The sequence below is a fragment of the Pantoea sp. GM_Pan_4 genome (assembly GCF_026541005.1).
Lineage (GTDB): Bacteria > Pseudomonadota > Gammaproteobacteria > Enterobacterales > Enterobacteriaceae > Pantoea > Pantoea dispersa.
The window spans coordinates 483,746-503,250 of sequence record NZ_JALNUZ010000001.1; the positions used below are offsets into that span (position 1 = coordinate 483,746).

The 19,505-nt window shown below is 57.3% G+C and carries 20 protein-coding genes and 3 tRNA genes; 14 read left to right on the forward strand and 9 right to left on the reverse strand.

The window, feature by feature from the left end:
• The 4 genes from OXR61_RS02310 (at nucleotide 1) to rnt (ending at nucleotide 3,030) form a co-directional block, all read left to right on the forward strand.
• Entirely contained in the window at nucleotides 1–597 is a 597-nt protein-coding gene (locus OXR61_RS02310; RefSeq protein ID WP_031279165.1) for a TetR/AcrR family transcriptional regulator, read from the forward strand.
• 49 nt (nucleotides 598–646) lie between these two features.
• Nucleotides 647–1,744, forward strand: a complete 1,098-nt coding sequence (locus OXR61_RS02315; protein WP_021506214.1) for an alkene reductase — start codon at nucleotides 647–649, stop codon at nucleotides 1,742–1,744.
• 101 nt (nucleotides 1,745–1,845) lie between these two features.
• On the forward strand, nucleotides 1,846–2,253 hold the full coding sequence (gloA, locus tag OXR61_RS02320) for a lactoylglutathione lyase (protein ID WP_021314698.1): 408 nt from the start codon (nucleotides 1,846–1,848) through the stop codon (nucleotides 2,251–2,253).
• 108 nt (nucleotides 2,254–2,361) lie between these two features.
• On the forward strand, nucleotides 2,362–3,030 hold the full coding sequence (gene rnt, locus OXR61_RS02325; RefSeq protein ID WP_021506216.1) for a ribonuclease T: 669 nt from the start codon (nucleotides 2,362–2,364) through the stop codon (nucleotides 3,028–3,030).
• Between the two features lie 54 nt (nucleotides 3,031–3,084).
• Here rnt and OXR61_RS02330 read toward each other — a convergent pair whose 3' ends face one another.
• Nucleotides 3,085–3,417 carry a Grx4 family monothiol glutaredoxin gene (locus tag OXR61_RS02330; protein WP_021506217.1) on the reverse strand — a complete coding sequence of 111 codons (333 nt, stop codon included), beginning with the start codon at nucleotides 3,415–3,417 and terminating at the stop codon, nucleotides 3,085–3,087.
• A gap of 366 nt (nucleotides 3,418–3,783) precedes the next feature.
• Here OXR61_RS02330 and OXR61_RS02335 point away from each other — a divergent pair, with 366 nt between their 5' ends.
• Nucleotides 3,784–4,575, forward strand: a complete 792-nt coding sequence (locus tag OXR61_RS02335; RefSeq protein ID WP_021506218.1) for a C40 family peptidase — start codon at nucleotides 3,784–3,786, stop codon at nucleotides 4,573–4,575.
• A gap of 56 nt (nucleotides 4,576–4,631) precedes the next feature.
• On the opposite strand, the gene OXR61_RS02340 is transcribed toward OXR61_RS02335, so the two are convergent.
• Nucleotides 4,632–4,721, reverse strand: a complete 90-nt coding sequence (locus OXR61_RS02340; RefSeq protein WP_021506219.1) for a YnhF family membrane protein — start codon at nucleotides 4,719–4,721, stop codon at nucleotides 4,632–4,634.
• A 273-nt stretch (nucleotides 4,722–4,994) separates the two neighbouring features.
• On the opposite strand from OXR61_RS02340, the gene purR reads away from it, so the two are divergent.
• A complete protein-coding gene (purR, locus tag OXR61_RS02345) occupies nucleotides 4,995–6,020 on the forward strand; it encodes an HTH-type transcriptional repressor PurR (protein WP_021506220.1) in 1,026 nt (341 codons plus the stop codon).
• On the opposite strand, the gene punR is transcribed toward purR, so the two are convergent.
• Nucleotides 6,017–6,928: a DNA-binding transcriptional activator PunR gene (punR, locus tag OXR61_RS02350; protein WP_021506221.1), complete on the reverse strand. Its 912-nt coding sequence runs from the start codon at nucleotides 6,926–6,928 to the stop codon at nucleotides 6,017–6,019. The two genes, purR and punR, sit on opposite strands and share 4 nt — an antisense overlap.
• A gap of 109 nt (nucleotides 6,929–7,037) precedes the next feature.
• On the opposite strand from punR, the gene punC reads away from it, so the two are divergent.
• Both punC and cfa read left to right on the forward strand, forming a co-directional pair.
• Nucleotides 7,038–8,240, forward strand: a complete 1,203-nt coding sequence (gene punC, locus OXR61_RS02355) for a purine nucleoside transporter PunC (protein ID WP_021506222.1) — start codon at nucleotides 7,038–7,040, stop codon at nucleotides 8,238–8,240.
• Nucleotides 8,241–8,550: 310 nt separating this feature from the next.
• Nucleotides 8,551–9,699 carry a cyclopropane fatty acyl phospholipid synthase gene (gene cfa, locus OXR61_RS02360; RefSeq protein WP_021506223.1) on the forward strand — a complete coding sequence of 383 codons (1,149 nt, stop codon included), beginning with the start codon at nucleotides 8,551–8,553 and terminating at the stop codon, nucleotides 9,697–9,699.
• Nucleotides 9,700–9,747: 48 nt separating this feature from the next.
• Here cfa and OXR61_RS02365 read toward each other — a convergent pair whose 3' ends face one another.
• On the reverse strand, nucleotides 9,748–10,401 hold the full coding sequence (locus OXR61_RS02365; RefSeq protein ID WP_021506224.1) for a riboflavin synthase: 654 nt from the start codon (nucleotides 10,399–10,401) through the stop codon (nucleotides 9,748–9,750).
• 198 nt (nucleotides 10,402–10,599) lie between these two features.
• Between OXR61_RS02365 and OXR61_RS02370 the strand changes: the two genes are divergently transcribed.
• From OXR61_RS02370 to OXR61_RS02395, 6 genes are all read left to right on the forward strand, one after another.
• Nucleotides 10,600–11,973 (forward strand): MATE family efflux transporter, encoded by a 1,374-nt coding sequence (locus OXR61_RS02370; protein ID WP_031279168.1) that lies wholly within the window; start codon nucleotides 10,600–10,602, stop codon nucleotides 11,971–11,973.
• 153 nt (nucleotides 11,974–12,126) lie between these two features.
• Nucleotides 12,127–12,203: transfer RNA gene (locus OXR61_RS02375), tRNA-Val, on the forward strand.
• Between the two features lie 3 nt (nucleotides 12,204–12,206).
• Nucleotides 12,207–12,283, forward strand: a tRNA-Val gene (locus OXR61_RS02380).
• 12 nt (nucleotides 12,284–12,295) lie between these two features.
• A tRNA-Val gene (locus OXR61_RS02385) sits at nucleotides 12,296–12,372 on the forward strand.
• 344 nt (nucleotides 12,373–12,716) lie between these two features.
• On the forward strand, nucleotides 12,717–14,129 hold the full coding sequence (gene pykF, locus OXR61_RS02390; protein ID WP_021506226.1) for a pyruvate kinase PykF: 1,413 nt from the start codon (nucleotides 12,717–12,719) through the stop codon (nucleotides 14,127–14,129).
• Nucleotides 14,130–14,435: 306 nt separating this feature from the next.
• Nucleotides 14,436–14,672, forward strand: coding sequence for a major outer membrane lipoprotein (locus tag OXR61_RS02395; RefSeq protein ID WP_007374746.1), 237 nt, complete (start codon nucleotides 14,436–14,438; stop codon nucleotides 14,670–14,672).
• Nucleotides 14,673–14,747: 75 nt separating this feature from the next.
• Here the strand turns inward: OXR61_RS02395 and OXR61_RS02400 are convergent, their stop codons facing one another.
• From OXR61_RS02400 to sufC, 5 genes are all read right to left on the reverse strand, one after another.
• Complete coding sequence (locus tag OXR61_RS02400; protein WP_031279174.1) at nucleotides 14,748–15,785, reverse strand: L,D-transpeptidase family protein; 1,038 nt, start codon at nucleotides 15,783–15,785, stop codon at nucleotides 14,748–14,750.
• Nucleotides 15,786–15,847: 62 nt separating this feature from the next.
• Nucleotides 15,848–16,264: a cysteine desulfuration protein SufE gene (gene sufE, locus OXR61_RS02405; RefSeq protein ID WP_021506228.1), complete on the reverse strand. Its 417-nt coding sequence runs from the start codon at nucleotides 16,262–16,264 to the stop codon at nucleotides 15,848–15,850.
• Nucleotides 16,265–16,284: 20 nt separating this feature from the next.
• Nucleotides 16,285–17,508 carry a cysteine desulfurase SufS gene (gene sufS / locus OXR61_RS02410; protein WP_021506229.1) on the reverse strand — a complete coding sequence of 408 codons (1,224 nt, stop codon included), beginning with the start codon at nucleotides 17,506–17,508 and terminating at the stop codon, nucleotides 16,285–16,287.
• The gene (gene sufD / locus OXR61_RS02415; protein WP_021506230.1) at nucleotides 17,505–18,782 is read right to left on the reverse strand and encodes a Fe-S cluster assembly protein SufD; all 1,278 of its coding nucleotides are present in this window, start codon (nucleotides 18,780–18,782) and stop codon (nucleotides 17,505–17,507) included. Before sufD ends, sufS begins: the two co-directional genes overlap by 4 nt.
• On the reverse strand, nucleotides 18,757–19,503 hold the full coding sequence (gene sufC, locus OXR61_RS02420) for a Fe-S cluster assembly ATPase SufC (RefSeq protein WP_021506231.1): 747 nt from the start codon (nucleotides 19,501–19,503) through the stop codon (nucleotides 18,757–18,759). Before sufC ends, sufD begins: the two co-directional genes overlap by 26 nt.
• Nucleotides 19,504–19,505 lie beyond the last annotated feature (2 nt).

Genomic DNA, 19,505 nt, shown 5'->3' on the forward strand with positions numbered 1-19,505 from the left:
ATGAACAAGACAGTGCAACGCAACGAAACCCGTGAACATCTGCTCGCCACCGGCGAGCAGGTCTGCCTGCAGCGCGGTTTCACCGGCATGGGATTGAGCGAAATGCTGGCGCTGGCGGAAGTGCCGAAAGGCTCGTTTTATCACTACTTCCGCTCAAAAGAAGCGTTCGGTGTGGCGCTGCTGGAGCGCTATTTCGTCAACTATCAGCAGCAGGTTGAACAGCAGCTGACCCAGCCCGGCGTTACTGCACGCGAACGCTTATTGCAGCATTTTCGCTACGCGGAACGGCTGTTTATTGAGCAGGGTCATATCGTCGGCTGTCTGGGCGTTAAGCTTTCCGGCGAAGTGTGCGATCTGTCAGAGCCGATGCGCGATGCGCTGCAGCGCGGTGCTACGGCCATCACGGCGGCTTATGCACGCTGTCTGACGGAGGTTGCAGCCGAACAGCCGCTGCCCTATGGGCAAAGCCCGCAGCAGCTGGCGCAACGCTGTTATCTGCTGTGGCTGGGAGCCAGCCTGCAGAGCAAGATTTCACGTGAGCCCGGGCCGATTAGCCTGGCGCTCGACACCATCGAACAGTGGCTTAATCACCGCTGATTTTTAAAAACGGCAATTTCTAGACGACCGGTCTATTACAGGAGTCATCATGGCGAGTAAACAGCTGTTCACCCCGCTGAAAGTGGGCGCGATTACCGTACCTAACCGTGTATTTATGGCGCCGCTGACGCGTCTGCGCAGCATTGAACCGGGCGATATTCCTACCCCGCTGATGGCGGAGTATTATCAGCAGCGCGCCAGCGCGGGTCTGATCATTACCGAAGCCACCCAGGTTTCGTTCCAGGCGAAAGGCTACGCCGGTGCGCCGGGTTTACACACCGCAGAGCAAATTGCTGCGTGGAAAATGATTAACGAAGGCATTCACGCCGCGCACGGTCACAGCGCCGTTCAGCTGTGGCACACCGGCCGCATCTCGCATAATAGCGTGCAGCCGGATGGCAAAGCGCCGGTTGCACCGTCCGCGATCGCCGCTGGCACCCGCACCTCGCTGCGCGCCGCCGACGGCAGCGTATACCGTGAAGATACCTCCATGCCGCGTGAACTGAGCGTGGCAGAGATTCAGCAGATCGTTAAAGATTTCGGCCAGGCGGCAGCCAATGCGCGCGACGCCGATTTTGATCTGCTGGAACTGCACTCTGCGCACGGCTATCTGATGCATCAGTTCCTCGCACCGGGTTCTAACCAGCGTACCGATGAATACGGCGGTTCGATTGAGAAGCGCGGCCGTTTCGCGCTGGAAGTGGTCGATGCGGCAATTGCTAACTGGTCAGCCGATCGCATCGGTATCCGTATCTCGCCAATCGGTGCCTTCCAGAATCTGGAAAACGGTCCGGATGAAGAAGAAGCGGCACTGTGGTACATCAGGGAACTGGGCAAGCGCGGCCTCGCCTACCTGCACCTGTCTGAGCCTGACTGGGCGGGCGGTAAGCCTTACACCGATGAGTTCCGCCAGAAAGTGCGTGCCGCCTTCCCGGGCGTGATTATCGGTGCCGGTGCCTACACCGTGGAAAAAGCGGACGATCTGATTGCGCGTGGCCTGATTGACGCGGTGGCTTTTGGCCGTGACTTCATCGCCAACCCGGATCTGGTGGCGCGCCTGAAGCAGGATGCACCGCTTAACCCGCAGCGCCCGGAGAGCTTCTACGGCGGCGGCGCGGAAGGTTACACCGACTACCCGACACTGTAAGTCAAACGCGGCCGCAGCGGATGTGCGGCCGCGTGCTTTCTTCAGGGCATTCCCTCGCTATACTAAGCGGGTTCCCTGATGACTTTTGAAAAGAGGATGTTATGCGTTTACTTCACACTATGTTACGCGTTGGCGATCTGCAGCGCTCCATCGATTTTTACACCCGCGTGCTGGGCATGCGCGTGCTGCGTCAGAGCGAAAACACCGAATACAAATACACCCTGGCTTTCGTGGGTTACACCGAAGAGAGCGAAGGTGCGGTCATTGAGCTGACCTACAACTGGGGGGTGGATAAATACGACCTCGGCAATGCCTATGGCCACATCGCGCTGGGCGTGGATGATGTCGCGGCAACCTGCGACCGTATTCGTCAGGCGGGCGGTAACGTCACACGTGAAGCCGGCCCGGTAAAAGGCGGCAGCACCATCATCGCTTTCGTGGAAGATCCGGACGGCTACAAAATCGAGCTGATCGAAAACAAACACGCCGGTCACGGCCTCGGCAACTAATGCCGTTAGTCAGCCTGCTAATTTGCGGGCTGACTTCCCTCTCCTACTGCACCCTGCGCCGATTTTTGCCATAATGCGCGCTGCCCCATTTCCTGCAATGAGATCCTGATGTCTGAATCGAACGCCTTAAACGCTCTCCATCAACGCTTCCGTGGTTTTTATCCTGTGGTGATTGACGTTGAAACCGCCGGTTTCAATGCGCAAACCGATGCGCTGCTGGAAATCGCCGCCACTACGTTAAAAATGGATGAGGATGGCTGGCTGCACCGCGATGAAACCCTGCATTTCCACGTGGAGCCGTTCGAAGGGGCGATTCTCAATCCCGAAGCGCTGGCGTTTACCGGCATCGACCCCAGTAATCCGCTGCGCGGCGCGGTGAGTGAATATGAGGCGCTGCACGCCATTTTCAAAATGGTGCGTAAAGGCACCAAAGACAGCGGCTGTAACCGGGCGATTATCGTGGCGCACAATGCCACCTTTGATCATAATTTTCTGATGGCGGCAGCAGAGCGCACCGGCATGAAGCGTAACCCATTCCACCCGTTCGCCACCTTTGACACCGCCGCGCTGAGCGGGCTGGTGCTGGGACAAACGGTACTGGCGAAGGCCTGTAAAGCGGCGGGGATAGATTTTGACAGCACTCAGGCGCACTCGGCACTGTACGATACCGAACAGACCGCCACGCTATTTTGCGAACTGGTGAATCGCTGGAAACGCCTCGGCGGCTGGCCGCTGGCGGTGAGTGAAGAGCCGGCCGAAGACGATGCCTCGGCCTGAGGCCCATCAGACCGCAGTCAAAAAAAAAGGCCGACACTGCTGTCGGCCTTTTTCTTATTCTGCTTCTTTGTGCTTCTCAGCGGTCTCTTTGATCAGCGGTTGCAGTTCGCCGCGCTGGAACATCTCAACGATGATGTCACAGCCGCCGACCAGCTCGCCATCCACCCACAGCTGCGGGAAAGTTGGCCAGTTGGCGTATTTCGGTAACTCAGCGCGGATATCCGGATTTTGCAGAATGTCTACGTACGCAAAGCGCTCACCACAGGCAGACAGCGCCTGTACCGCCTGCGCAGAGAAACCGCAGCTTGGCAGTTTCGGCGAACCTTTCATGTACAGCAGGATCGGGTTTTCTGCGATCTGGCGCTGAATTTTTTCAACAGTACTCATTTTTGCCTTCCTTAATCCTTCACTTCGTGTTTGTTTATTGTAGCGACTTCGCCCCGCGACTGAAAACGGGATTTTGCCTTAGCCGGCGCATATCGCCATGTTTGTTAAGTTCGCGCGCCACGAATAACATTTTCATATCATTAATAAGCATTAATCAATTAATAATTAGCAATAATTCCGCTGGGTTAAACAGCTGAAATCGCTCATTTTTGCCCCACTTTCAGTACTGTGACAGATTAATGGAAAAAGACCTTACCTTTTGCAAAAAAAGTGGATTAGAATTGCCCTGGTGCTGATCGTCGATCAGATTTTTCTAACTTTACCGCGGTCTGGCTTCCTGCCGACGGCTTAACCTGTAACCGGACTATGCGTTTACTGATTACGCTTTTCATACTGGCTTTTGCCCAACTGTTCTTTAATGTGGCGGCGGCTTCTCCGCATGCGCCGGTTAATGCCAGTTTGCAGAAAGCGGAGAAAAAGAACGCGCGTGAAGATGAGCGTCGCAAACGACGCCCGGTGAAAACCACCAGCAAAAAGTCACGCCTGACGTCGGTGCAGAAGTTCAGGCTGAAAAAACAGCAGAAAAGCGAAACGGCTCTTCAGCACACCACGCAGCGCAAATCCTCACTCAAGCTCAGTGCGAAAAAATATGGTCATCAGCGGCTGGCGAAGAAATCGCGTGACGTTGCCGTTGATGATGAAGTGCAGCAGCTGAGCGGCATTAAAATGAGCAAGGCCCACCGCCTGCGCTATCAAAAAGCACGTGAAACCGCGATGACGAAACTGATGGGCCAGCTGGGTAAACCGTATCAGTGGGGAGGCACCTCACCGCACACCGGTTTCGACTGCAGTGGTTTAGTGTGGTACGCCTACAAAGATCTGGTGAAGTTTAAATTTCCCCGCACCGCCAATGAGATGTATCACCTGCGCGACGCCGCGCCGATCAAGCGTGAGATGCTGGAGAAAGGCGATCTGGTGTTCTTCCGCATCAACAACCGCGGCACCGCCGACCATGTCGGGGTTTATCTGGGCAATGGTAAATTCATTCAGTCTCCGCGCACCGGGAAGGATATTCAGATTAGCGCGCTGGGCGAGGATTACTGGCAGAAGCATTACGTTGGCGCGCGCCGTATGATGACGCCGAAAACCGTGCGCTAACCTCAGCGTTGCGCAACAAAAAAGCCGGTGGCTGTTCAGCAGCACCGGCTTTTTTATTAATGCAGAATGGCGGTAAAGCTAAAGGCAATAATCATCAGCAGAGCAGCGGCGGTGGTGGTCAATGCCAGTTTCAAATCGGTACTCATCACAACTCCTTAGTCACACAGTTTGCATGGTTAAATAATTTTCGCACAGTGATGGGCAAAAATCTCGTGTTATCCGCCCCGGCTTGCTAGAATCGCCGCCTTTCGTTGCGCAACAGATTTAGCGCATGCTGCATTGACAGCCTGCTGAAGGATGTTTCCCTGCCCGATTAAGCAGATTAGCCCTGATATTCAGGGCGCAAAACCATTAGCAGACGCAAACGTTTAACAATATACTTATCAGTAAGTTGCGATAAGCCCAGGAGTACCATTTTCATGGCAACCATTAAAGATGTGGCGAAACGCGCCGGGGTCTCAACCACCACGGTTTCGCATGTCATCAACAAAACGCGTTTTGTCGCGGAAGAGACGCGTAACGCCGTATGGGAAGCGATTAAAGCGCTGCACTATTCACCGAGCGCGGTGGCCCGCAGCCTGAAGGTGAATCACACCAAGACGCTGGGCCTGCTGGCGACCTCCAGCGAAGCGCCCTACTTCGCCGAAATTATTGAAGCCGTGGAGAATCACTGCTTTGAGCGTGGTTACACGCTGATTCTCGGCAACGCGCATAACGATCTGCAAAAACAGCGCGCCTATCTGTCGATGATGGCGCAAAAGCGCGTCGATGGCCTGCTGGTCATGTGCTCCGAATATCCCGACGATCTGCTGCAGATGCTGGAAGAGAACCGCAATATCCCGATGGTGGTCATGGACTGGGGCGAATCGCGCGGGGACTTTACCGATACCGTGCAGGACAATGCGTTCCACGGCGGTTACCTCGCCGGGCGATACCTGATTGAGCGCGGCCATCGCGATATCGGTGCTATCCCTGGCCAGATGGAGCGCAACACCGGTGGCGGCCGTCATGCGGGTTTTCTGCAGGCGATGCAGGAAGCGGGCATCAGCGTCCGTCCCGAGTGGATTGTGCAGGGTGACTTCGAACCGGAGTCAGGTTATCAGGCAATGCAGCAGATCCTGAACCAGAAACAGCGCCCGACGGCGGTGTTCTGCGGCGGCGATATCATGGCGATGGGCGCGATTTGCGCGGCCGACGAGATGGGACTGCGCGTGCCGCAGGATATTTCGGTAATTGGCTATGACAATGTGCGTAACGCGCGCTACTTCACCCCGGCGCTGACAACCGTGCACCAGCCGAAAGCGCAGCTGGGGGAAAAGGCACTGGAGATGCTGCTGGACCGCATCACCAGCAAACGCGAAGAGCCGCAGACCATTGAAGTGCAGCCCACGCTGATTGAGCGCCGCTCCGTGGCCGATGGCCCGTTCCGCGATTACCGCCGTTAAGCCACCTTCTCGCTGAGCCACTCGTGGTTCAGCGTCTCCGCATCGCCCAGATATTCCAGTAACCACGCCAGCGCCGGTGACGCGCGCTGCTCAGACCAGCTGACGCAACACGGGCTGTCCGGAAACGGCTGCGGCAACGCCAGCTCCACCAGCGCGCCGCTGTCCAGCAGCGGGCGCGCCAGGTGCCCCGGCACCATGCCCACGCACAATCCAGCCTGCAGGCAATCCAGCCCGGTTTCCCACTCCGGCACCACCAGCCGCCGCTGGTTATCCAGCGTCCACGTCATGCGGCGCGGCAGCGCGCGCGACGTATCTTCCAGCACCAGCGACGGCCAGGCGCGCAGGGTTTCGTCGTCCAGCTGCGGACTGTGGGCCAGCGCATGCTGCGGACTCACCACGCAGCGCCAGTTGAGCGCGCCCATATCCTGAAAGGCGAAGCGGCCGCCGACCGGAATGGCCTGGGTGGCGCCAATCGCCACATCGACACGACCATCAGCCAGCGCGTCCCACACGCCGTTAAATACTTCGTAGCTGATGATCAGCTCCATATCGGGGAAATGGCGGTAAAAATCCTTTACCAGCTGGCGGGTGCGCTGCGGTTTGACGATGCAATCTACCGCGATACTGAGCTGACCGCGCCAGCCATTAGCCAGCTGCTGACACTGGCGGCGCGTGGCCATCATTTTTTTGATAACAGAACGCCCTTCACGCACAAAATGCTCGCCTGCTGCCGTCAGCACCACTTCGCGATGCTGCCGCTCAAACAGCGGTACCGCCAGCCAGCCTTCCAGCTGGCGCACGGTATAGCTGATGGCAGAGGGCACGCGGTGCAGCTCCTGCGCCGCCGCGCTAAAACTGCCGGTGCGCGCTACCGCGTCCACCACCTCAAGTGCATATTCCGACCACATAGTTTTCCCATCAAAAATTTTAACAGCACCCTGCAAATATTAGCGTTTCACAAAGCCCGCTGCACCCTTTTACACTCCCCGCCGTTCAACCTGCCGAATGAGAAAAACCATGCTGTCATCCAAAGGATTTCTGCCTTACCTTGCCGTGCTGAGCATGCTCGGCTTTCTGGCCACCGATATGTATTTACCCGCCTTCGGCGCCATGCAGCGCGACTTTGCTTCCGCACCGGGCACCATCAGCGCCAGCCTGAGCCTGTTTCTGGGCGGCTTTGCCTGTGCGCAGGTGCTGTGGGGCGTGCTGTCGGACCGCTTCGGCCGTAAACCCATTCTGCTGGCGGGCCTGAGCCTGTTTGCGCTGAGCTGTCTTGCCATGCTGTGGGTGACTAACGTCTGGCTGATGCTGGCGCTGCGTTTTGTGCAGGCGGTAGGCGTGTGCGCCGCAGCGGTGAGCTGGCAGGCGCTGGTGGTTGATCGCTATCCGCAGGCCAAAGCCAACAAAGTATTTGCCACGATTATGCCGCTGGTGGCGCTGTCACCGGCGCTGGCACCGCTGCTGGGTGCCTGGCTGATGGCCCATTTTCACTGGCGCGCCATCTTCCTCGCGCTCACGCTGGTGACGCTGGTGCTGCTGTTCGGCACGCTGAAACTGGCCAGCGCGCCGCGTGCGCGCCACGAAAGCACGCCGCAGCCCAGCTGGCTGACGCTGCTGGCGACGCGTATTTACAGCGGTAACGTAGTGATTTATGCCGCCTGCTCCGCCAGTTTCTTCGCCTGGCTGACCGGCTCGCCGTTTATCCTCGCCGCCGCGGGTCTGAGCCCGGCGGACATTGGCCTGAGCTATATTCCGCAGACCATCGCCTTCCTGCTGGGCGGGTTTGGCTGTCGCGCCCTGCTGAACCGCTTTCAGGGTGCGCAGCTGCTGCCGTGGTTGTTGATGATTTACAGTCTGAGCATTCTGGGTCTGTTTGCGGTGGCGCTGATGACCACGCCGCCGCTGGTGGCTCTGCTGCTGCCGTTCTGCGGCATGGCGCTGGCCAATGGCGCGATTTACCCGATTGTGGTGTCCAGCGCCCTCGCCCCGTTCCCGCAGGCCACCGGCAAAGCGGCCGGCCTGCAGAATCTGCTGCAGCTGGGCTTATGCTTCCTCGCCAGCCTGATTGTTTCCGCCGGTCTGCAGCAGGCGCTGTTACATACCACGCTGGTCATGGTCGCCACGGTGATCCTCGCCTGGGCCGGTTTCCTGTGGCAGCGCAGCGCCAGCGCACAAAGTGATATTGCTCACGCTTCCCGTCCCTGCGAAGATAATTGCTAAGGCAACGATTATCGTTAGCAAACTAACGATAAGCCATTGAATACTGACCTGCGTGAGCATATACTCAGTGGGTCAGCATTTCTGCAACAAATCAATAACATAATGAGCGTATTTTTTAGCGACACTGTCGCTGGGATGGCGTCTGCACGATATTCACCTCCGGAGTTGTGGCAGACATTTCTATTCAGATTCATACCTCTGTAATACGTCGGCTATCTGGCGCACGGATTTTCCGTGAGTTCTCTCACAGGCCTGAGGAATTTGACTATTCTTTTTCTCAGGTTCAAATCGGAAAGGTGATGGAGAAGCTATGAGTTCATCGTGTATAGAAGAAGTGAGCCTTGAAGAAAACCAATGGTTTCGTATCGCCCATGAATTACTGGAGCGGGCGGACATTCACATCAACGGCACACGCCCCTGGGATATTCAGGTCAGACATGCGGATTTTTTCAAACGGGTCCTGCAGGAGGGATCGCTGGGCCTCGGTGAAAGCTACATGGACGGCTGGTGGGAGTGTGAACGTCTGGATATGTTCTTCCACCGCGTGCTGAAACATCATCTGGATAAGCAGTTACCGCACCATTTTAAAGATACGCTGCGCATTGCTGCGGCGCGCCTCACCAATCTGCAGTCAAAGAAACGCGCCTGGATTGTTGGTAAAGAGCACTACGATCTTGGCAACGACCTGTTTTCATTGATGCTCGATCCATTTATGCAGTACTCCTGCGGCTACTGGAAAAGCGCGGAAACGCTGGAGCAGGCACAGCAGGACAAGCTGGATATGATCTGCCGCAAGCTGCAGCTTGAGCCGGGCATGACGCTACTGGATATCGGCTGCGGCTGGGGCGGACTGGCGGAATTCGCCGCGCGTCATTACGGGGTGAAAGTGCATGGCGTGACTATCTCTGCCGAGCAGCAGAAAATGGCGCAGCAGCGCTGTGCCGGTCTGGATGTGACCATTCTGCTGCAGGATTACCGTGATTTGAACCAGCAGTTTGACCGCATCGTATCGGTGGGCATGTTCGAACACGTCGGGCCGAAAAACTATGCCACCTACTTCGATGTGGTTGATCGTAACCTGAAACCGGAAGGCCTGTTTTTGCTGCACACCATTGGGGCGATCAGAACCGACATGAACGTCGACCCGTGGATCGATAAATACATTTTCCCCAACGGCTGTTTACCGTCGGTACGGCAGATCGCCGATGCCAGCGAATCCCACTTCATCATGGAAGACTGGCACAACTTCGGCGCGGATTATGACACCACGCTGATGGCCTGGTACGAGCGATTTCAGGCGGCATGGCCGCAGCTGGCAGAGAAGTATGGCGAGCGTTTCGAACGGATGTTCAGCTATTACCTCAACGCCTGCGCCGGTGCGTTTCGCGCGCGGGATATTCAGCTGTGGCAGGTAGTTTTCAGCCGCGGCGCCGAAGGCGGTTTGCGCGTGGCGCGTTGATTTCCGAGTCAGGACAAAAGGCGCTTACCGCGCCTTTTTTATTCGCGATTACTCCGCGTCCGGCAGCGTTTGTGCCACCAGCGCGGCCGCGGCATCACGCTGCGCCAGCACACGTTCAACGGTGTCGACAATCGCCTGGGTATGCGGATCGATTTCGATATTGACCCGGTGCCCCAGCTTCTTCGCGCCCAGCGTGGTGCGCTCCAGCGTTTCCGGGATCAGGTGCACGCAGAACTTACTTTTGGTGACATCACCGACTGTCAGGCTGATACCATCGATGCCGACGAATCCTTTATGCAGAATATATTTGATCTGCTCAGCGTCCTGTAATTTAAACCACACTTCGCGGTTATTCTCTGACTGGATAATTTTACAGATTTCGGCGGTGGTCATAATATGGCCGGACATCAGGTGTCCGCCAATTTCATCGCTGAATTTCGCGGCGCGCTCAATATTCACGATGTCGCCAACCTGTAATTCACCGAGGTTGGTGATGCGCAGCGTCTCTTTGATGAGATCGAAGCTGACGCGATCGCCGTCAATGGCGGTCACCGTCAGGCAGCACCCGTTGTGCGCTACCGAGGCGCCCAGCGCCAGGCCGGGCAGCAGCTCAGCAGGCAAGCGCACGGTGTGGGTGCGGAACAACTCTTTTTCTTCAATGGCGACAATTTCTGCCGTGCCCTGCACAATTCCGGTAAACATAATTTCAGCCTCTGCGAAGTTTGTGGCAGTTTATCACAGCTTGCGCCGCAAGGTTTAATTTGCCGGCGCGCAAACTTTACACAAATGGCGCAACCAAATGCGATCAATGTTTGGCGGAAGTGCGGGCTACCGCTACACTAGGTCGCGCATTCTTTGGGGATTCCGCCCCGCTCTCTTCTTAAATTACGCAGGTGATACGTGCAGAAGTATTTAACAGAAGCGCGTCAATTGCTGGCCCTCGCGATCCCGGTCATCCTTGCTCAGGTGGCACAGACCGCGATGGGATTTGTGGATACCATAATGGCCGGTGCGGTGAGCGCCACGGATATGGCCGCCGTTGCTGTCGGCACCTCTATCTGGCTTCCCGCCATTTTGTTTGGTCATGGTCTGCTGCTGGCATTGACGCCAACCGTTGCGCAACTCAACGGATCCGGGCGACGCGAACGCATCGCAGAACAGGTGCGCCAGGGTTACTGGCTGGCGGCGGGCGTGGCGCTGCTGATTATGGTGGTGCTGTGGAACGCCGGCTACCTGATTCACACCATGCATGACATTGATCCTCAGCTGGCGGCCAAAGCAGAAGGTTATCTGCACGCGCTGCTGTGGGGCGCACCGGGCTACCTGTTTTTCCAGGTGGCACGTAATCAGTGTGAAGGGCTGTCGAAGACCAAGCCGGCGATGCTGCTGGGTTTCCTCGGCCTGCTGACCAACATTCCACTGAACTATGTGTTTATTTACGGCCATTTCGGTATGCCTGCGCTGGGCGGCGTGGGCTGTGGCGTCGCCACCGCGTCGGTTTACTGGGTGATGTATCTGGTGATGCGCTTCTGGCTGAAGCGCATGCCGGCCATGCGCGATATCCGCATGCATAGCCGCTGGTCGCCACCGTCGCGCGCCATTCTGACGCGCCTGTTCACGCTGGGATTACCGGTCGCGCTGGCGCTGTTCTTCGAGGTCACGCTGTTTGCCGTGGTGGCGCTGCTGGTATCGCCGCTCGGCATTGTGAAAGTCGCTGGTCATCAGATCGCGCTCAACTTTAGCTCGCTGATGTTTGTGCTGCCGCTGTCGCTCGGCGTCGCCACCACCATTCGCGTCGGCTACCGTCTGGGCCAGGGCTCGGCCGAACAGGCCCGCATCGCCGCGTGGACCGGTCAGGGCGTGGGTATCACCATGGCGGCGATCACCGCGCTGTTTACCGTGACCTTCCGCCACGATATTGCCGCGCTCTATACCGCTAACCCGGAAGTGATTACCCTGGCGGCACAGCTGATGCTGCTGGCGGCCATCTACCAGTTCTCGGATTCGATTCAGGTGATCGGCAGCGGTATCCTGCGCGGCTATAAGGACACGCGCTCGATCTTCTTTATTACCCTGATCGCCTACTGGGTGCTGGGACTGCCGGTGGGTTACGTGCTGGCGCTGACCGACTGGGTGGTGGCACCGCTGGGGCCGGCCGGTTTCTGGTGCGGATTTATCGTCGGTCTGACGTCGGCGGCGGTGATGATGATCTGGCGCATCCGTCGTCTGCAGCGTTTACCGGCGCAGGTGATTGTGGCACGCGCCGCGCGCTAAGTGGCTGAGCGGGCGTTTATTTGGCCCGCAATGGCGAAAAAAACGACGCATAGCACAGTTGCTGGTCAGTCGTCAGGAAAAATCACTTTTCCGCTTGCCAGCATCACGGCCTGCCGTTAATATTCGTCCCCGCTGTCGCCCTGACAGCGTGTTGCGCTCTTAGCTCAGTTGGTTAGAGCACCACCTTGACATGGTGGGGGTCGATGGTTCGAGTCCATTAGAGCGCACCAAGTGCGTCCGTAGCTCAGTTGGTTAGAGCACCACCTTGACATGGTGGGGGTCGGTGGTTCGAGTCCACTCGGACGCACCAGATTTCTGAAATGCGCTCTTAGCTCAGTTGGTTAGAGCACCACCTTGACATGGTGGGGGTCGATGGTTCGAGTCCATTAGAGCGCACCACTTTTGCTGTTATCTCCCTTGCGCAACTCGCCTTTCCTTGATCTGAGTCCGTTTTCTCCCTCTGCTTTTATATTGGTTTTCGCATACTTAGCGACTATACTATGCCGCGTTGTTCCACCTGAAAGGTTTCAGCGCTAACGTGCCTATGCCAGCCACTTACATCATTTGCGCAACGCCGTCGCTACGGTCTCTCCGCCCGGCGCATAACTTCTCTGCACGCTTAGCCGTCGTCACCTATTCTTACTTCTGTGTCAAACGTACCAACACCAAACAGATTTTTACTTCGGTGCCAGGCGCATCGAACCCCGACCTTTATCATCCATCACAACTTACAGAAATCTGACATGAAAAAGACCAAGATCGTTTGTACTATCGGTCCGAAAACCGAATCCGAAGAGATGCTGACTCAACTGCTGGAAGCGGGCATGAACGTCATGCGCCTGAACTTCTCTCACGGGGATTATGCCGAACATGGTCAGCGCATCACCAACATGCGTGCCGTCATGGAAAAAACCGGTCGCCAGGCCGCGATTCTGCTGGACACCAAAGGCCCGGAAATCCGTACCATGAAACTGGACGGTGGCAATGATGTGTCCCTGAAAGCTGGCCAGACCTTCACCTTCACCACCGATCAGTCAGTGATTGGTAACAGCGAGCGCGTTGCCGTTACTTACGCCGGTTTCACCGAAGACCTGAAAATTGGTAACACCGTGCTGGTCGACGATGGTCTGATCGGCATGGAAGTCACCGAAGTCACCGAAAACACCGTGGTGTGTAAAGTGCTGAACAATGGCGACCTTGGCGAAAACAAAGGCGTCAACCTGCCAGGCGTGTCCATTCAGCTGCCGGCACTGGCGGAAAAAGACAAGCGCGATCTGATCTTCGGCTGCGAGCAAGGCGTGGATTTTGTTGCGGCTTCCTTCATCCGTAAACGTTCTGACGTGCTGGAAATCCGTGAGCACCTGAAAGCCCACGGCGGTGAGCACATTCAGATCATCTCCAAGATCGAAAACCAGGAAGGCCTGAACAACTTCGATGAGATCCTGGAAGCCTCTGACGGCATCATGGTCGCGCGTGGTGACCTCGGTGTGGAAATCCCGGTTGAAGAAGTGATCTTCGCGCAGAAGATGATGATCAAGAAGTGTAATAAAGCGCGCAAAGTGGTGATCACCGCGACGCAGATGCTGGATTCGATGATCAAGAACCCGCGCCCTACCCGTGCTGAAGCCGGCGACGTGGCCAACGCCATCCTCGACGGTACCGACGCGGTGATGCTGTCCGGTGAGAGCGCTAAGGGTAAATACCCGCTGGAGTCGGTCACCATCATGGCGACTATCTGCGAGCGTACCGATCGCGTGATGAAATCGCGCATCGATTCCCTGCAGGATTCGCGCAAGCTGCGTATCACTGAAGCAGTGTGCCGTGGCGCCGTTGAGACCGCTGAGAAACTGGAAGCGCCGGTGATTGTGGTGGCGACCGAAGGCGGTAAGTCAGCTAAATCCGTGCGTAAATACTTCCCGGATGCCACCATTCTGGCCCTGACCACTAACCAGACCACCGCGCGTCAGCTGATCCTCAGCAAAGGGATTGAAACGCGTCTGGTGAGCGAAATCGCCTCGACCGATGATTTCTACCGCATCGGCAAAGAGATGGCGCTGCAGAGTGGCTACGCGCAGAAAGGCGATGTCGTGGTGATGGTTTCGGGTGCGCTGGTACCGAGCGGAACCACCAACACCGCGTCGGTGCACGTACTCTGATCGAGCCGGTGATGTTTATTTAAAAGAGCGCCTTTCGGGGCGCTTTTTTTTATTCCGCGCATGAGACAGAAAGCGGAAAATTCCAATCGATAATAACTATTCAATATCCCGCAGAATTAAGGTTAATCCGATTAAATCTCTCTGTTTTCGCTAAATATTTTCATCATGTTCTGCGAAACGCTGCTTCTTTGAGCGAACGATCAAATTTAAGCATGTTCTCATCAAAAATTTATTCTCAACTTAAAAAGCTTTGTGTAATACTTGTAACGCTACATGGAGATTAACTCAATCTAGAGGGTATAAATAATGAATCGTACTAAACTGGTACTGGGCGCGGTAATCCTGGGTTCAACTCTGCTGGCTGGTTGCTCAAGCAACGCTAAAATCGACCAGCTGTCTTCAGACGTTCAGACTCTGAACGCTAAAGTTGACCAGCTGAGCAACGACGTGAACGCAATCCGTTCTGACGTTCAGGCTGCTAAAGACGACGCAGCTCGCGCTAACCAGCGTCTGGACAACCAGGCTCACTCTTACCGTAAGTAAGAGTTCTGGTTTGAAAAATGGTGCCCTTGTGGCACCATTTTTTTTGTCCGGATTCTGCCGTCCGCTGGCCCTGAATCACGGTGTCGCAGCGGCTTCGCCCTGCGCCTGACTGATGGTGGCTTGCGCACCGCCTGTTGCCCCCTTCTGCGTCTGCAGCACTGCCGGCAGTGGCGTCGCCTCACTCACCGGTTCCCCACTGCTCACCAGCACCGGCATGCCTGAACGACGTTCAATCGCCGCCTTTATCAGCGCACTGTCGCTCTTCGCACTCTTTATAAAAGCTTTCAGCGGCGCGCTCAGCGCAATTGGCATGGTCTGCGGATCGTCCTGTTCATTACGTGACAGCGGCTGGTGTACCTCGATGTAGCGTTTGCCGTCGGGTTCGATGGCATATTTGATCGGCTGGTTAATCACCTGTACGCGCGTACCCTGCGGCACGCTGTTGAACAGCGCTTCGATATCGTCCGGACGCAAACGAATACAGCCGGAGCTGACGCGCATCCCGATGCCGAAGTCGGCGTTGGTGCCGTGAATCAGATACTGGCCGCTGCCGCGCGCCAGACGCAGCGCAAACAGCCCCATCGGGTTATCCGGCCCGGCAGGCACCATCGCGGGCAGCGTGATGCCCTCTTTGGCGTAGCGTTTGCGGATATTGACGGTGGGCGTCCAGGTGGGGTTAGGGATTTTCTGGCTGATACTCGTCACCATAGCCGGCGTGGCGGCACCCAACTGGCCGATGCCGATCGGATAAACCACGACGCGATTTTCCCCTTTGGGATAGTAGTAGAGGCGCAGTTCGGCCAGGTTGATCACGATGCCTTCGCGCGGCGCATCCGGCAACAGCATCTGCAGCGGCACGGTAAGCTGCGTTCCGGCTTTCGGCAGCCAGGGATCGACGCCCGGATTGGCTTCCAGCATGCCAAGCATGCCTATCTTATAACGCGCGGCAATGCTCTCCAGCGGCCGTTTGTCATCCGGGACGGTGGTCAGGGTGTTTTCGCCAATCAAACGGCTATCAGCGGCTGGCAGGGGGTATTCCGTAGCAAACGCAGGTGCAGACAGTCCGAAACAGGACAACAGCAATGCACCGGCTAAACGAAGCGCAGGTTTCATGCAATTTTCTCTTTGTCGGATGGAACAGACCCCGGTCATGGCCGGGGTCTGGAGAGTGTAACTTAGCTGAGAGACTGTGCGTTATGCCGGATCGCGCGAATCATCGCTTCCAGCCCCTGCGAACGCGAAGGGGTGAGGTGTTGCGTCAGGGCCAGTTCGCCAAACCAGTGGGCGACATCCAGTGCCAGAATCTCTGGCGCTTTCAGACCCTGATACAGGCTAAATACCACGGCAATCAAGCCCTTAACGATGGCGGCATCGCTGTCACCTTCAAAAGCAATGGTGCCATCTGCCTGTGGGGTCATGCGAATCCATACCTGACTCTGACAGCCGGAAATGACGTATTGCGGCTGATGCAAGCTTTCAGAGGATTCTGGTAATTTTGCCCCGAGTTCAATGATGTAGAGGTACTTCTCTTCCCAGTTGGCGCAACGATTGAAGTTGCGCACCAGTTTCTCTTTTTCTGGCAGGTTTGCCATGCATAACTCCTGAAATCTGCTCAACCGCCCAGCAGACGATGAATGCGCGTCAGGCCAGCCGCCAGGCGATCGGCTTCCTCTTCGCTGTTGTAGAGCGCGAAAGAGGCGCGACACATCGCGGGCACCGCATAATGACGCATCAGCGGCATGGCACAATGGTGGCCGGTGCGGATAGCAATGCCGTACTGGTCGAGGAAGCTGCCAACGTCAAACGCGTGGTGCTTACCGAGGTTAAACGCCACCACGCCGCTGCGCTCGGCCGGGCCGTAAATAACCAGGTCTGGCACCGACGCCAGCTTGTCCAGCGCGTAACGCATCAGCTGGCTCTCGCGCTGATGGATCGTCTCCAGACCGAGTTCGCTGATCCACGTCAGCGCCGCGCCGAGACCAATGATGCCGCCGGTGTTCGGCGTGCCGGCCTCAAAGCGCCATGGTGCGCCATTCCAGGTGGTGCCGGTGGGCAGCATGACCTGATCGATCATCGAACCGCCGCCTTCCCACGGCGGCATGATCTCCTGCAGCGCTTTACGCGCGTACAGCACGCCAATCCCGGTCGGCCCATAGATTTTATGGCCGGAGAACACGTAGAAATCGCAGCCGATATCCTGCACGTCAACGGGGTGGTGCATCACAGCCTGGGCACCGTCCACCAGCGTCACCACGCCCGCGGCTTTCGCCTGCGCCACGATGGCTTTCACCGGGTTAACCGTGCCGAGCACGTTGGAAACGTGCGTCACGGCCAGCAGGCGCGTACGGCTGTCGATCAGCCCCGCCAGCTGTTCCAGCGCCAGCTCGCCGTTGTCGTTAAGTGGCAGCACACGGATTTCCGCGCCGGTGCGCTGGGCCACCATCTGCCATGGCACGATGTTGGCGTGATGCTCCATCTCAGTGACAATCAGGTTATCGCCCGGCTGCAGCTGACTGCCGCCCCAGCTGTTAGCCACCAGATTGATGCCTTCGGTGGTGCCTTTCACGAAGATAATCTCTTCCGGCGCGGCGGCATGCAGAAAACGCGCCGCCTGGGCGCGCACGTTTTCCATGTCGCTGGTCGCCTGCGCGCTCAGCGAGTGAATGCCACGGTGCACGGCCGCATAGCCGTGCTGATAGAAGTGACTTTCCGCGTTGATCACCGCGAGCGGGCGCTGTGCGCTGGCCGCGCTGTCAAGGTAGGCCAGCGGATGTCCGTTGACCTCACGACTCAGAATCGGAAACTCCGCTCTGACTCGTTCGAGATCGAAACTCATGACTCAACTCCCGGGAAACGGTCGGTAATACGTTGCAGTACCACCTGACGCAGCGCGTCATCTTCCAGCGCTTCCGTCAGTTCAGCGGCGAAAGCATGGATGATCATCTGCTGCGCCGCGTCTTCGGCGATGCCGCGCGAGCGCAGATAGAACATCTGCTCGTCGTCGATGCGACCGATGGTCGCGCCATGGCTGCACTTGACGTCATCGGCGTAGATTTCCAGCTGCGGCTTGGTGTCCACTTCCGCCAGGCGACCGAGCAACAGGTTGTTGTTGGTCATCTGGCCGTCAGTTTTCAGCGCGTGCTGTGCCACTTTGATGTGGCCGTTAAACACCGAGCGCCCTTTGTCACGCGAAATGGTTTTGTGCAGCTGGCGACTCAGGCAGTGGCCTTTGTTGTGCTCCAGATAGCTGCGCGTATCCGCCACTTCGCTGCCTACCGGCAGCACCAGGCTGTTCAGCGACAGCTGGGTGTTTTCACCGTTCAGCTGCACGCTGGTGTTATGACGCGACAAACCGGCACCCAGCAGGAAGCTGGTGCTGCTCACCTGCGCGTCACGGCCAATCACGATGTCGTTGTGCGCAAAGTGGTAGCTGCTGCTCTCTTCAAACGCCAGCTTGGTATGCTTCAGCTGCGCATTGTCGCCCACCGCAAAGGTAAAGCGCGCGCCGGTGAAGTGGGCGCTGCCATTCAGCGTCACGTAATGCTCGATCACCTGCGCTTCCGCGCCGGACTCCAGCTCCAGATGGTGACGGTGATGCACCGTGTTGAGCGCATCCGCCTGGCCGCTGGTAATGTGCAGCAGATAGAGCGGCTGCGCTGCAGCTTTGCCGCGCGGCAGACGAATCGAGGTCACCTCTTCCGCCAGACTTTCCGTCAGGTGCAGGAACACCTCCGGCTGTACTGCGGCCGGTAACGGACGTCGCTCAGCGGCACGGCTGTGCTGCACGTCAAACAGACCGGTGTCACGCGCGCTCAGCTCAGGCTGGAAGCGGCCGTCGACGAACACCAGGCAAATCGCGTCCAGCGGCAGCGCCAGCGCAGCCACCTGCTCAGCGCTCACGCCTGGCGCGTCCGCCTGCACGAACTGCTGTGCCAGCAGGCTGTCCAGCGCGGTGTATTTCCAGTTTTCATGCTTGCGCGTCGGCAGGCCGACACGCATCAGTTGCTGCCAGTGCTGTTGTGCCTGCAGCGAACGCTGTTCGCCGCGTGACTCAAACAGGTGATGCCACTGCTGCAGCGCATTATCACTCCTGGTCGGTAAGCCAGCCATAGCCTTGCTCCTCCAGCTGTTTCACCAGCGTAAAGTCGCCAGACTTCACGATTTTGCCCTGATACAGCACGTGCACGTGATCTGGCTTGATGTAATCCAGGATGCGCTGGTAGTGCGTTACGATGATGAATGAGCGCTTGCCGTCGCGCAGGCTGTTTACGCCTTCTGCAACAATTTTCAGCGCATCGATATCCAGGCCGGAGTCGGTTTCATCGAGGATGCACAGCTCAGGCTCCAGCGCCGCCATCTGCAGGATGTCGTTACGCTTCTTCTCACCGCCGGAGAAGCCGACGTTGACGGAACGGGTCAGCAGATCTTCCGGCATCTTCAGCAGCTTGATCTTGTCTTCGATGAAGTCCTGGAAGTCGAAACGGTCCAGCTCTTCCTGCTCACGGTATTTACGCACCGCATTGACTGAGGTCTGCAGGAAAAACTGGTTGCTGACGCCCGGGATCTCGACCGGGTACTGAAACGCCATGAAGATGCCTTCACCGGCACGCTCTTCCGGCTCCAGCTCCAGCAGGTCTTTGCCTTTAAAGGTCACGGAACCGCCGGTGATTTCATAATCTTCACGACCGGCCAGCGTGGCAGACAGGGTGCTCTTGCCGGAGCCGTTCGGGCCCATGATGGCATGCACTTCGCCCGGCTTAACCTCAAGGTTCAGACCGCGCAAAATCTCTTTGTCTTCAACGCTAACCTGTAAATCTTTAATGCTTAACATAC